Here is a 14,086-nt window from a genome sequence, read left to right on the forward strand (position 1 = left end):
ATGACTACATCTTAAAATTAAACTTACTTTCAAAAAAAGATTGCCATTGCGGTGCTTTTGCTAACCCTAATTGATAGTATTTTTCAGCATTAGCCTCATCACCTAAACCATAGTAAGTTAAAGCAATACGGTAATAGTTGTCCAATTCAGTAGGATAAATAAAAACCACATCAGAGATGATAGGTAGCGCATCTTGATATTTTTCTGTTAGTAGCATTAGGTCTATCCACTCTATGAGGGTAGCATATGAGTAGTCTCCATTTTGTACTGCTCTGCGATAACCATATTCAGCTTCATCTATATTCCCGAGCTCAAAATAATTAAGCTCAGCATATCTGCGCCAATAATAAGGTTCGTTAGGCTCAAAAGAGAGCAATTTCTGAATGTATTTAAGAGCTTTGTCGTGTTTGCGGCGTAAATAATAAAAATCTGCCAAAGTAATCCATGCTTTGCCAAGCTGGGGGTCTTCGTGAGTAGCTCTAAAATAGTATTCTTCTGCCTTTTGGTCGTTGCGCATTTTCTCATAGCAACGCCCTATATGTAAATAAACTAAGGCAGAGGGGTCGTCTAAAGTAAGAGTGATTTTATAATTTTCTATAGCTTTTTCATACTGCTCCATAGCCTCTAAGACACGAGCTTTCTCAAAATAAGCACCTGTAAAGGTATCATCGCTGATAATAGCAAAATCAAAACAGCGAAGGGCATTTTTGAGGTCATCATCAGTGATATAGAGCTTACCTAAGCAATACCACGCTATCTCGCAATAAGGATTTTGGTCTAAGTAGTCGTTTAAGAAAGTTTTAGCCTCAGCAGTCTGTCCTAAAACCTCATAGCAGTAGAGCAACTGTTGTAAGGCAGTATAATCTTGAGGGTCACACTCTAAACATTTGGTAAAGTAGTATTTAGCTTGAGGATAATCTTCTATGTAGGTGTATTCCATAGCGATGAGCGCATATACATCTGATAGCTCATCGGTGAGTGAAGCAGCGTGTATGAGTAGTTCAATAGCTTTCTGATGTTGATTGAGTTTAGAGTATAGATTAGCTTTCTGTACAAATACCTCTGCATTCATAGGTTCAATACCTTCAAGTTCGCTAAGCAACTGGGTAGCCTCATCTAAACGGTCTTCAAATACCAATTCCTCAGCGTATAAAAGTTTGAGAGAAGAGGCGTAAGGGTGCTGAGAAAGTCCTATATCTAAGGCGCGTTTTGCTTTGCTAATACGCCCATATTGTAAGTAATATTCTATTATTTCTTCAAATTCATCTACGTCAAAAAAGAGAATGTTATTCTCTTTCAACATCGATTCGAATTTGGCAACCGCATAGCTTTCTTCGTTGTTTTCTAAATACATCGTACTAGTATATTAAATATATTGGGGTGCAAAATTATAAAGAAAAGTGCATAATTCAGCCATTGAGAGGTTATTATTTTTGCGAAAGGTATTCCATACATTACAAAAATCTAAATAATATAGCACTCGTTCTCTTTCTTGTTCTTTAGTGGGTACAAGAGGCATTTCCACCTGCGAGAGGGCTGCTATCTTCTTGAGTTTGCTAAAGTTGTGATAAAAAAGATAAGGTACATAACAATTGTTATCCTCCTCTCTATCCAAGCCAAAAAGACCTATAGAAGTAGGAATCATTCGTTCGATGAGAAAATCGTATTCTTCAGCTAAAAAGATGTCGAATACAAAGTCTGAAGCTACTAAATAGCCCTTTAATCCACTATCGATAAGGTAAAGAAAAAGGTCTTTGATAGGCACATCATAAGGGATAAGCGAATATTCAAACACATTTTTGATAGTATGTTCAAAAAGAGGAAATTCAGCTGCCCCTTCCTTTACAAAAGTATGAAGAATATCATTCAGACTTCCCTCCTCAAAAAGTTCTATCACCCTTTGTGCCTCTTCAGTTTCTTTGTAGGTATTCCAATCCTTCATTAAATCCATAGCTATTTTTCCAATTTTTATCAATCCTTTACACCTATAAAAATATCTACTTCGGAGGTATCTCCTTGCTGAGACTTCTCTGTGTAGCGCTCATAGTCATATATATAAGTGCGATTGAGTGTGGTGTCGTTGTCCCAGATATGTTGCCACATTGTCCCTACTGCTTGAGGCATTGCGCCTTTGGCTACAAACTTTTGAAAGGTTTGCTCAGGAAATTCCCTGCCCTCTAAGCCGTCGGGAATCGTGCTGAGCGTGGTAACTTCTACTCCTATTATGCAAGTGTAAGGCTCGGTATAGTCCTTTTGGTAATCGGTGTAGATGCTGTAAATGGCATCGCTTACCTTATTGGGTATTTTTGTCAAAAGTTGCTCGCTAAAAAAGCGTTGCCAAAGGTTTCCAATGTCTTGCATTGCCTGTCCGTTCTGATTGGTAGTGCGCACACTAATCCCGATGATTTTCATTTTTTATAAGCTTAATTTTATTTTGAACTCTGTTTATACAAAGAGGTAATATAATATTACAAATATTGAGTACATTAAATTGTTAAAGATATTTTTCAGGTTCATACTTTATAAATTTTATTTTTTGATCATTAAGAATATCTTTATATTCATCATTCTCAGAAATAACTACAAAAATAGTATCTCTTAGTACATTTCTGTAATAATTAATTTGTCTTATCAGTTCTCCAACAGAGTCTATTTTTGTTTTCACTTCAAAAGCTACAGATCTATATTTTCTATGGAAATTTAAACCTATAGTGTCTTCTAATCTGTATTTTACAATTTCACCATATTTTATTTCCTCAACAATTCCTTGCAAATATGCAGATGTAGGAAAATAAAAACCTACAAACATATCAACAAATCCTATAATTCTTTTATACTTTTCTTCTCCAATAGTTATAGGGAACTCCCAATTTTTTAATTCTATATTTATAGGAACCGTTCTAATATATTCCTTATTGAATAAATTCAAATTATCGAGTTTTTTAATATTCTCTATACTTTCCTCTGTTCCTATTCTTCGAAAATACTCTTTTGTTCTATTAATTTGATTATTGATATTTTCTTTTTCGTATTTATTGATATATTTACTAATATCTTTTGGTAAAATTTCTTCTGTAATAGCATTAATATTCTTATCCAACCAAAACATTATATCATCGTGTTTAGGTTGTTTAATATCTTCATCAGGGAATAATTGAGTTTGTAAATAATTTTTAGTCTTAGAACTCATAATAATTACGTTTTTTATCATTATTAGAAAAATATCTTTCTAGAAATTCATTATATTTTTTGTAAATTAATTCAAAAGTATCATTTATTAGATAATTACATAATGAGATGGAATTTTTATCTAAATCATCTAATGTAAGGTTATTATCACAATACTCAAATTATTTTAGTAAGTGATTACTTTTTATTACTCTTGGGGAAAAAATGACATTATATCCTTTTTCTTTTAGTTTTTTTGCTGAAATAAAAATAGAATTTGTACTATTTAGCCCTCCCCCACTTCCTTGCAAGGCAAAGAATCCTAGTCCATATTGAAGTATAGTATTACTTGTCAAACATTTTACTATTGGCGCAATTAGATTCCAAGAAATACCATTTTCTTTTTCCTTTTGAATAAATAAATATATAACAATATCTTCTTCTAATTTCTCTATTAGTTCAATTTTAGAACCACTCATAGTAGTTTTATAATCTCTTTTATCAGATATGGATTTTTTATCTTCTTCTTTTTGAATTTGTTCTATTTTTTGGGATACTATTTCCTTTTTAGTTGAATAATTAAATGAAAAAATACTAAAAGAGTTCGTTATTTGACTAATATCTAAATTAAACATGCCACTTTATTTTTATTAATAACTAATTTTAATTGATATTACATATTAAAAATCACATAAATTTCCTATTTCCATTTCAAAAAACTCTGGCAAAGCTCATTTTAATCACTTTTTTGTACAATGAGCTTTGCCAAAGTGCTCTGATTAATCATTAATCATTAACCGTTAATCATTGTTTATACATCTTTTCTCGGAGTTCCTGAATATTTTTGTCGTCCATATACTCATCAAAGGTCATATAGCGGTCTATGATGCCACTAGGGGTAAGCTCGATGATACGATTGGCAACGGTTTGCGAAAATTCGTGGTCGTGAGTGGTGAAAAGCACGGTACCTTTAAAGTTTTTCAGCGAGTTGTTGAAGGCGGTGATACTCTCCAAATCCAAATGGTTGGTAGGTTCGTTGAGCATTAGCACATTGGCGCGCAACATCATCATACGGCTGAGCATACAGCGCACTTTCTCGCCTCCTGAGAGCACTTTACAGTTTTTAAGGGCTTCCTCGCCACTGAAAAGCATCTTCCCCAAGAACCCGCGCACATATACTTCCTCGCGTTCTTCCTCTGTTTTCGCCCATTGGCGCAACCAATCCACCAAAGAAAGGTCTTGGGTGAAGAAATCGGAGTTATCCACCGGCAGGTAAGACTGTGAGGTGGTGATACCCCACGCAAAAGTGCCCGCATCGGGCTTAAGGTTGTTGTTGAGAATCTCATAAAAGGCAGTGGTGGCACGCGAATCCTTAGAAATCACGGCTACTTTGTCGTCTTTGGCAAGGTTGATGTCCACATTTTGGAACAATACCTGTCCGTCGATAGAAGCTGCGAGGTTTTCCACGTGTAGAATCTGGTCGCCTGCCTCGCGGTCACGCTCGAAAATGATAGCAGGGTAACGGCGAGAAGACGGTTTGATTTCCTCGATATTAAGTTTCTCCAACATCTTCTTACGAGAGGTCGCCTGCTTTGATTTTGCCACGTTGGCACTAAAGCGCGCAATAAATTCCTGCAACTCTTTGGCTTTCTCTTCTGCCTTTTTGTTCTGTTGCGCACGCTGACGGGCTGCTAACTGACTACTTTCGTACCAGAAAGTATAGTTACCCGAAAAATGGTTAATTTTTCCGAAGTCAATATCCGAGATATGGGTACAAACGGCATCAAGGAAGTGACGGTCGTGAGAGACTACAATCACCGTATTGTCGTAATTTGCCAAAAAGTTCTCCAGCCAGCCAATAGTCTCGAAATCGAGGTCGTTAGTAGGCTCGTCCATTATGAGTACATCAGGATTTCCGAAGAGCGCTTGCGCCAAAAGTACTCGCACTTTGAGTTTGCCGTCCATTTCGGACATCATAGTGTAGTGCATATCCTCAGCAATACCCAAGTTAGAGAGCAAAGCAGCCGCATCACTTTCGGCATTCCAGCCGTTCATCTCGTCAAACTGCATCTGTAGCTCACCAATACGCTCGGCGTGCTCATCAGAGTAGTCAGCATAGAGGTCGTCCATCTCTTTCTTAACTTTAGAAAGGACTTTGTTGCCCATAATCACAGTGTCGAGTACGGTGTAATCGTCATAAGCGTAGTGGTCTTGCTCAAGCACCGACATACGTTTGCCAGGTTCGAGGATAACGCGCCCCGAAGTAGGTTCTTGCTTGCCTGAAAGAATTTTAAGGAAAGTAGATTTGCCTGCTCCATTAGCACCGATGATGCCGTAGCAGTTGCCTTGAGTAAAGGTTACGTTTACCTCATCGAAGAGGACACGCTTACCGAATTGTACTGATAAATTGGATACTGATAACATTTTCTAGTTGTTATTAATTATTTTAAAAGTGCAAATATACACAATATTTGTAAGATACGAAAATCTTAGTTCAAAACTCATTTTTCAGCACTCACAATCAACGCCATAGATTTTTCAGGCTCAAAAGGATCTTTCTTAAAATTGCCATACAATTTAAGGTTTTTAAACCCTATTTTGATAAGCCAATCAGTGAGTTCATTAGCAAAAATAGGCTGTAGTAGCTCTTCATTTTCTATAGTATCGTCTAAAATAGTCTTAAAGATGATTTTATCGCTGTCATTTAGATAGTAAAATCGTTCAAATTTTACCTTATTATTGGCTATAAGAGGTAAATTACCTAAATAATTGCCTTGCTTTTGGGCAAAATACTTCTGAAAATTGACTATTTGCAAAATAAGTTTACCCTTTTGAGTCAGTTGCCCATAGGCTTTTTGCAAAAAGAGCTGTACAGAAGTTTTACTATCGAGGTGCGGCAATGTATTACCGATACAAACAATATTGTTGAAGACAGCAAGCTGGTCAATATCAAGCATATTAAGTGGTTGTACCACAATGTCTTTCTTGGTAGCTTCGGCAATGAGTCGCTCGCTAAGGTCAATAGCGGTAACCTCGTAACCTTGCGATAATAAGTAAGCTGTAAGATTGCCCGTGGCAGCACCTACATCAAGAACAGTTTTGCCATATAGTTCAATGGCAAAGAAGGTTTGGTGAGCTGGTGATAACGGAAAGATGTAATCGTATTTTTCCGCAATTTCGTTGTAGAATTTTGACATAATGATGAATGATTAAAGATTAGTAATTAATGGAATGGATATGCTTTGTTTATAGATATTTCTATATCCAGCTATTTTCTTATCTTTTAAGAAAAAATTTGTATCTTCATCTAAAGAAGGGTAGATAATAAGGCAATCAATAAGTTTATTACTACCCTCTAAACCAAGTTTTTGATAAACTCTTTCTAAGCGTGCATAACCACTCACTTGGCGGATGTCGTCTATCACTCTATTATCTTCATAAATAGGCTTATACTTGGCATCAATGACCATTTTGTATTCTGGAGTGTTGAGCAAGAAATCTAATTCGGTATAATCAGCTGTAAGATGATAGGTCACCGCCTCTCTACCAAACTGTTCTTGTAGCTTTTTATAGACATATAACTCAAAAAGTTTGGGCATATCTATACAAAAAGGCGGAATAGTTACTTTTTGTTGGGTTGTTTCGGTGATATTATACGAAAAACGCTTTAAGATATGCTTTCCGATGCGAATGGCTTCCTCATATTCTTTAAAAAAAGTATTGGTAGTAAGTTTTTTGAGGTTTTCTATATTAATTTCTTCTGAAATCAACTCAAAATATGGGCTACAATAGGTAATCAATTCGCGAATAGATTTGTCATTTCCTGCGAAGTAATTAGCGTGCGTATTCTTAAAGCTGATGATAAATTGTAAGACCTTCTTTAAAAATCGATTTTCGAGGTTATCCATTCCAAACTCTTGATACCTACATACGTGAGCTGTCAGTTTGTTCTTAAAAACATTTTGTTTGAGGTGTTTAGCTAACTGTATCTTACCTTTGATACGGCTATTAAGATTCTCCTCGACCGTGTAGTACGATTTTTTGAGTCCTTTGCGCACAATACGCTTCAGTAGCAAAAGGAATTGCACCATTAGAAAAGGCGTGAGTGTGTCTTTTTGCTGTTCGATAGTAATTGGAGGTTCGTCCCAATAGATTTTGATGAGGTCTTGTGTATCTTTAGGATCAAGCCCCGTAATGCTGAGAAGCATTTTTAGATAGTCAATTTCTGCCCATTCTTCTTGAGAAGAAGAGCCTTCAGCTATCTGTTTTTTATTCATTTTTGGCTCTATATATACGAATTTGTGATGTTTTACCAACCACAATGCCCCTATATAATAGCCTGCCTGCAAACATACCTCTTCGTCATTTGTACGCTTAATTTCAAAAGGATAGACGGGATTACCCTGTCTATCTTTTTTCAATATATACGGACAAATATGAGGTATTGCCTCAAAGATTTTTAGCGTCTCCCCCTCCTTTTTGATGCTATAAGGCTTATGTTCAAGAAGCGTTATTTTCATCGTTGATAAGGTTATTTATAGTAGTTTCTATTCCCTCTCCAACGAGAATACCATCTTTAACATATTCGAACAAAATAGGCTTGATTTCGTATTCCCAACGGATATCGATAGGAGTATTTTTAGTAATGAAATACGAATGCCCTAATTGAACCTCTTCCTTTTTGAACTCAGAAGATAAATTAGTATTGAACAAGTTAGTCACTTTAGCAAATAACGCACTCTCAAACTGATCGCCTAATTCATTTGTTAAATCTTTAGGCAAGATATTTACAAAGGCAAAGCGGCGGCGGATAGCATAATCTATATGCCCTACGGAGCGGTCGGCGGTATTCATCGTGCCGATAATATAGAGATTAGGAGGCAAAGTAAGGTTGTTTTCTCCCTCAATAGCATACATACTTTGCACTGCTTCACCACGATATTCTAAGGCATAGATAAGTTCGCCGAGTACAGCTGATAGGTTTGCACGGTTAATTTCATCTATGACAAGAACGTAGGGTTTATCTTTATCTTTTAAAGCTTCTTGAGCAAAAGATCCTAATATTTTATCTTTAACAGAGTATTTAATCTTTTCATCTACAGTTTCAGCTATAATTCCTCTTACAAAATCTTCATAAGAATAGCTGGGGTGAAACTGAATGAGTTTGAATTGCTCATTGCCCTCTAAACTATCATTTTCACCTAAACCTAATAACGCTTTGGCAATACGTTTAGCCTCACGAGTTTTACCAGTACCAGGGGGACCTTGTAGAATGATTTGAGGTTTGTAGTGGAGGAGGTCTGTGTATTTTTGTATTTCGTTTTCGATATTCATTTTATTCTCTTTTATAAGATTTGCATTACTAAAAATGAGCTTATAGGCTTCAAATTGTTTGCCTTCTAAGTCATAAATAAGTTCAAGAAGTTTAATGCCTTCTATGCTCTTATCTTCTTTTAATTCTATTTTTTTTCCAAATAAAATAAAGTCTCCATAAGAAATATTTTTAAGATCTTCAAGTGAAGAATTTACAAATTGATAATCTTGCAATTTATCATATATTCTATTATTAATAAAACTTTTTACAAAAGGAATAACATATTCCATCGGACTATGATTATTTTGAGAAGGTTGAGCATTGAATCCTAACCCATATCCAATATATTTTCCATCATTATTGATATGATATTGAAGTTCTTTTTCACTTCCTTTGTTAATAGTCCAATAATTATCTCTTACATCTCCAAAAATTACATCATTTGAAGCTACCCTACTATTCCCATTGAACTCTGTACGTTTCCTTTGAAATTTTTCAATAAAGTTATCTTTTCTAAATGCTTCATTAATTCTATTAATAAGTTCCTGTAGGTTTTCAAAATGAATATCTTCTTGATATGTTAAAAATTTCCTATAATGGGTGTTAATAATAGCGCGTGGCACACCACTCCCTTTACTATTTGAATAGTCTTCAAAAATATTATCAATAGGTTTTATATCCAGATCTTTTAAGGATATACTATCCTCAAAAGGATTAAAACCGTAACTTTCTTGGTATTTTTTAATAAGATCATTCATATTCTTATCAAAATTACCCTCATTGAAATAATTTTTATATGAAAGAGTATTAGGTAGTACTACTTTCAGATAGAACTCTTTAAAATTAGATAATCTACTCATAATATTAATTTTTTTAAAACAGCAAAAGTAATAATTTATTTTTTATTAAACAAGAAAAAGATGCTTACTTCTCGTTTATTATTCGTCACATACTCGGCTGCGCCAGCTCGCCGACTTTCCTTCGCTCTTCCTGTATCCATCCTATATCCATCTTATATCGAATGTAAAAGATAAATAAGGGGAGAAAAATGTCTGTACAAAAAAAACACTTTGCCAAAAGTCATAAATTACGACCTTTGGCAAAGTGTTTAAATATGATTCAAAAAAACTTACAATTCGCGGAACGCTTTATGTAACAAGCGGCGTTTGTCGTTGATGGCCTCTTCCATAGAAATCATTGTTTCTGAACGGGCTACGCCTTGTATATCATCAATCATATAAATCACCTCTTTGGCGTGCTTGGTGTCTTTTGCTCTAATCTTGCAGAAAATATTGTACTTACCCGAAGTAATATGTGCTACCGTTACAAAAGGTATTTCTTCTAATCGCTCTAAAACGAACTGCGCCTGATGGTTACGCTCTAAGAATATGCCTACATAAGCGATAAATGTATACCCCAATCGGTTGTAATCGACTGTAAGAGTAGAGCCCGTAATGATGCCTATTTCTTCCATTTTACGCACACGCACGTGCACTGTACCAGCCGAAATATTTAATTGCTTAGCAATATCAGTAAAAGGAGTGCGGGTGTTGTCTATCATCAAATCTAATATTTGATGATCAACCTCGTCTAATTTGTATCTTGCCATAGTTATTAAAGATTGATGATTTTATAATGCGCAAAGTAACAGTTATTTTTTTAATATTCCAAATAAAATAAGACAATTTTTAAAAAAATCACATTATTCTGCTACTTTGAAGTAAGGATTATGCAAATCTAACTGCTTTTCAATGCTATTTTTATCAAAAGGAGGTTTTACGAAATTCATTAAGAAATCTTCTTTATGTCCGTATTTATGCGATAAATCTCCTATTTCAGCTATATAAGGCTCAAAGTAAATACAGTTGTCTTTTAGCACTTCTTTATACATAATGGCTACCTCTGCCGTATGTGTATTATCGCGCAATAAAATATCTACAAAGCACTTATCATTTTCTGATATACAAAAGTAATCTTTATAATTTACATCTGTAAAACTATTATTAGCAATGCCTTTTAACCCTGCAAAAATGGCTTGAGCAATATACTTTCTGGTTTGTTCACGGTTGTAATCATTAGGAAAGTGTCCTGCTTCAAACAGTATGGTAGGAGTACCAAGAGCTGTATACCTATCACCTGTGCAATTGATATTAAAAGCATCGTCAAAACGGGCAATTTGGTTAGGAATATCAAGGAATTGGTACATCAGTACAATTAGCTTCATAGCCGTCTCGCGCACTGGATTTATACTACGTTCTTCGTTGTAAGCTGGGGCTAAAAAAGAGACTGTGGCTGGATTAGAGGTTTGTGCTACGCTGAAGATAGTGCGCTGGTCGTGCAAATTGAAGCAAAAGTCAGGTTGTACTAACTCATAAGCTTTGCGCAAACATTTGCTTTCAGGTTGGGTAAGCTCGTAAGCATCTCTATTTAGGTCTATTTGATTGTAATTTACACGTGTAAACACTTCAGCGCCGTCAGGATTGAGCATCGGGATAACGTAAATACTCAGATTCTTGGTAAAATCAGCTGTTTTTAGTTGCTCGAAAACATCAAAAAGAGCTTTAGTAGTGGTAGATTCATTACCGTGCATTTGCGACCATATAAGCACTTTTTTAGTCCCTTTTCCTATTCTATAAAGATTGATAGGTGTGCCTTTTACTGATTTTCCAAGGGGAATAACCTCCTGAAAGGGGTATGCTGCAAGCAGAGGAGCTATCATTTGATAGTTAATATAGCGTCCGTGAAGTTCTGTTACCATAGTTATTGAAATTTTATAAGAGCTATTAAATGAGGCAAATATACTGATTATTTTTGTATTAATATATAAGTTACAAAAGTAAAACACTGTAATTTGTAATATTTTACAATTGTAATTTACAATTATTTGCCCTACTGGAGATTTTAAAATAGTGATAGTATTATTAACTATAGATTAGCAACGTAACTATTGAATTTTATTAGGTTGTAATACAATAGATTATTTTTATAATTAAAATGCATCTTTAGTTATATCAGTTAGTTACAAATATTTTTTAAATTAATACTTTATGCCTTTAAAAAATAGTTATGTTTATAGTTGTGTATCTCATTTTTTTGATTTACATTTGTGCATTCTTAACTTTTTAAACAATAATTACAATGTTAAACACAACAGATTTTGCACAAAGGTTACAACAAGTAATGGATTATTACGGACTTAATGCAGCTGCCTTTGCTGATAGCTTAGAAATTCAGCGTTCAGGTATTTCGCATTTACTATCAGAGCGCAATAAGCCCAGCTTAGATTTTATTCTGAAGCTCATCGAGAAATTTCCTGAGGTAGATATGTATTGGATTACACAGGGCAAAGGAAGTTTTCCGCGCAAGGAAGAGACGCATAGCATTTCTCCTCGAAAACAACCAGACCTATTTAGTGATATACCCGAAATAGAGATGACTCCTACCCCCTCGCCTATTGTAGCTACTCCTACGCAAGAGAAAACTGTACAAGAGTCTGTTACAGCTCCTATAATAGAAGAAAAACTTTCTGTGCTGGCAGATACACACAAGAAGATTAAACGGATTATTTTCTTTTACGAGGACAATCACTTTGAGGTTTTTGATAATTAAACATTGCGAATTGGGAATTGTTTTGCTATCTTTGCAGCCTTTTAGAACACACTACTTATGGACTTATTTTCAAAGGAATTAGAACGACTCAACGCTCCTCAGCGCGCGGCAGTGCTTCAAAAAGAAGGACCTATCATTGTAATAGCAGGTGCAGGCTCGGGAAAAACGCGTGTGCTGACCTATCGCATAGCTAACCTTATGCGGCAAGGGGTAGACGCTTTTAACATACTTGCTCTTACTTTTACGAATAAGGCTGCTAACGAAATGAAAAAGCGAATTGCCGATATAGTGGGCAATAACGAGGCTAAGAACCTATGGATGGGTACTTTTCACTCCGTTTTCGCCCGAATATTGCGATTTGAAGCTGATAAGTTGGGGTTTCCACAGAATTTTACCATTTATGATACACAAGATTCGCAACGTCTTATCAATGGTATTATAAAAGAGAAGGAATTAGACAAAGATGTGTACAAATATAAGCAAATACAGCAGCGAATATCGTCTTTAAAGAACAATCTTATCACTGTACGGGCTTATTTTAATAGTCCGGAACTGATTGAGGCAGATGCTGCTAGGCGACAACCGCGCTTTGGGGATATTTATCAGGAGTATGTAGATAGGTGTTTCAAAGCAGGGGCAATGGATTTTGATGATTTACTCCTCAGAACCAATGAGTTACTAAATGTTTTCCCTGAAGTATTAGCTAAATACCAAAATAGATTTCAGTACATATTGGTAGATGAGTACCAAGATACTAACCACTCTCAATATCTGATTGTCAAGGCTTTAGCTGACCGTTTTCACAATATATGCGTGGTAGGCGACGACGCACAGAGTATTTATGCTTTCCGCGGGGCGAATATCAACAATATTCTGAACTTCAAAAGTGACTATCCTGAAGCCAAGGAGTACAAATTAGAGCAGAATTACCGCTCGACCAAGAATATCGTAGAGGCTGCCAACAGTGTGATAGAGCATAATAAAATACGCTTAGATAAGGTGGTATTTACTGAAAATGAGTTGGGTGAACCTATAAAGGTGCATCGCAGTGCTACCGATGCTGATGAGGGACGATTTGTGGCGGGGTCTATCTTTGAGAATAAGATGCAGCATCAGTTGCCCAATGGTAGCTTTGCAGTACTCTACCGTACCAACTCGCAGTCACGTGCCATAGAAGATGCGCTGAGAAAGCGGGATATTCCGTATCGTATTTATGGCGGGCTTTCGTTTTATCAACGAAAAGAGATAAAAGATGTGTTGGCTTACCTAAGACTTATCATTAACCCTAATGATGAAGAGGCTTTAGTACGTATTATTAACTTCCCAGCGCGCGGTATAGGTGAAACTACGATGGAAAAGCTCACTTTAGCGGCTAATCATTATAAAAAATCGCTGTTTGAGGTGATGTACAACATTAATAAACTGCCTGATTTACACATTAATAGCACTACTCGACAGAAGTTAACTGACTTTGTGGTGATGATACTTAACTTTCAGGCGCTTAACAAAGAGGCTAATGCTTTTGAGGTAGCAGAACAAGTAGCTAAGAAAACAGGATTGCTACAAGAGTTTAAGAAAGATGGTACTCCAGAGGGAATTGCTAAGATGGAGAACATCGAGGAGATGCTAAATGGTATTAAGGATTTCGTAGCAGGGCAAGAGGATATAGCTGATAGCACAGGTAGCCTAACAGAGTATTTAGAAGATGTGTCATTAGCTACTGATTCTGATAAAGAAATAGGCGATGAAGACCGTGTAGCCCTGATGACCATACACTTAGCTAAAGGATTGGAGTTCCCTTATGTATATGTGGTGGGAATGGAAGAAGACCTTTTCCCCTTGGCTAAGAGTATACAATCGCGTGAGGAGTTAGAGGAAGAGCGTCGCTTATTTTACGTTGCACTTACACGTGCCGAGAAGCAGGCCTACCTCACTTATGCAGAGAATCGTTATCGCTGGGGGCAGCTTTCGCCCTCTGAACCTAGTAGGTTTATA

13 protein-coding genes are annotated in these 14,086 nt (G+C 35.8%); 2 read left to right on the forward strand and 11 right to left on the reverse strand.

The features are described from left to right. Positions 1–4: 4 nt before the first annotated feature. From HMPREF9074_RS00115 to HMPREF9074_RS00165, 11 genes are all read right to left on the reverse strand, one after another. Positions 5–1,354, reverse strand: a complete 1,350-nt coding sequence (locus HMPREF9074_RS00115) for a tetratricopeptide repeat protein (RefSeq protein ID WP_009392272.1) — start codon at positions 1,352–1,354, stop codon at positions 5–7. A 12-nt stretch (positions 1,355–1,366) separates the two neighbouring features. Beyond that, the gene (locus HMPREF9074_RS00120; RefSeq protein WP_034539228.1) at positions 1,367–1,951 is read right to left on the reverse strand and encodes a hypothetical protein; all 585 of its coding nucleotides are present in this window, start codon (positions 1,949–1,951) and stop codon (positions 1,367–1,369) included. 20 nt (positions 1,952–1,971) lie between these two features. Beyond that, positions 1,972–2,412: a GyrI-like domain-containing protein gene (locus tag HMPREF9074_RS00125; RefSeq protein ID WP_009392269.1), complete on the reverse strand. Its 441-nt coding sequence runs from the start codon at positions 2,410–2,412 to the stop codon at positions 1,972–1,974. An 82-nt stretch (positions 2,413–2,494) separates the two neighbouring features. Further along, the gene (locus tag HMPREF9074_RS00130) at positions 2,495–3,190 is read right to left on the reverse strand and encodes a hypothetical protein (protein ID WP_155846610.1); all 696 of its coding nucleotides are present in this window, start codon (positions 3,188–3,190) and stop codon (positions 2,495–2,497) included. A gap of 160 nt (positions 3,191–3,350) precedes the next feature. Beyond that, positions 3,351–3,803 carry a hypothetical protein gene (locus HMPREF9074_RS00135; protein ID WP_009392266.1) on the reverse strand — a complete coding sequence of 151 codons (453 nt, stop codon included), beginning with the start codon at positions 3,801–3,803 and terminating at the stop codon, positions 3,351–3,353. 169 nt (positions 3,804–3,972) lie between these two features. After that, complete coding sequence (locus HMPREF9074_RS00140; RefSeq protein ID WP_009392262.1) at positions 3,973–5,592, reverse strand: ABC-F family ATP-binding cassette domain-containing protein; 1,620 nt, start codon at positions 5,590–5,592, stop codon at positions 3,973–3,975. 77 nt (positions 5,593–5,669) lie between these two features. Next, entirely contained in the window at positions 5,670–6,365 is a 696-nt protein-coding gene (locus tag HMPREF9074_RS00145) for a class I SAM-dependent methyltransferase (protein ID WP_009392257.1), read from the reverse strand. A 12-nt stretch (positions 6,366–6,377) separates the two neighbouring features. Next, positions 6,378–7,688 carry a 5-methylcytosine restriction system specificity protein McrC gene (locus HMPREF9074_RS00150; RefSeq protein ID WP_009392255.1) on the reverse strand — a complete coding sequence of 437 codons (1,311 nt, stop codon included), beginning with the start codon at positions 7,686–7,688 and terminating at the stop codon, positions 6,378–6,380. Beyond that, positions 7,669–9,342, reverse strand: a complete 1,674-nt coding sequence (locus tag HMPREF9074_RS00155) for an McrB family protein (RefSeq protein ID WP_009392253.1) — start codon at positions 9,340–9,342, stop codon at positions 7,669–7,671. The genes HMPREF9074_RS00150 and HMPREF9074_RS00155 overlap by 20 nt, the downstream gene beginning before the upstream one ends. Positions 9,343–9,611: 269 nt before the next feature. Then, on the reverse strand, positions 9,612–10,091 hold the full coding sequence (locus HMPREF9074_RS00160; protein WP_009392251.1) for an Lrp/AsnC family transcriptional regulator: 480 nt from the start codon (positions 10,089–10,091) through the stop codon (positions 9,612–9,614). Positions 10,092–10,184: 93 nt separating this feature from the next. Further along, positions 10,185–11,240 (reverse strand): M14 family zinc carboxypeptidase, encoded by a 1,056-nt coding sequence (locus HMPREF9074_RS00165; protein WP_009392249.1) that lies wholly within the window; start codon positions 11,238–11,240, stop codon positions 10,185–10,187. Positions 11,241–11,620: 380 nt separating this feature from the next. Between HMPREF9074_RS00165 and HMPREF9074_RS00170 the strand changes: the two genes are divergently transcribed. Together HMPREF9074_RS00170 and HMPREF9074_RS00175 are read left to right on the forward strand one after the other, a co-directional pair. Beyond that, positions 11,621–12,091: a helix-turn-helix domain-containing protein gene (locus HMPREF9074_RS00170; RefSeq protein WP_009392248.1), complete on the forward strand. Its 471-nt coding sequence runs from the start codon at positions 11,621–11,623 to the stop codon at positions 12,089–12,091. Between the two features lie 57 nt (positions 12,092–12,148). Beyond that, on the forward strand, positions 12,149–14,086 hold a 1,938-nt coding region (locus HMPREF9074_RS00175; RefSeq protein WP_034539194.1), incomplete at its 3' end, for an ATP-dependent helicase.

This window comes from Capnocytophaga sp. oral taxon 329 str. F0087, from assembly GCF_000213295.2.
Lineage (GTDB): Bacteria > Bacteroidota > Bacteroidia > Flavobacteriales > Flavobacteriaceae > Capnocytophaga > Capnocytophaga leadbetteri_A.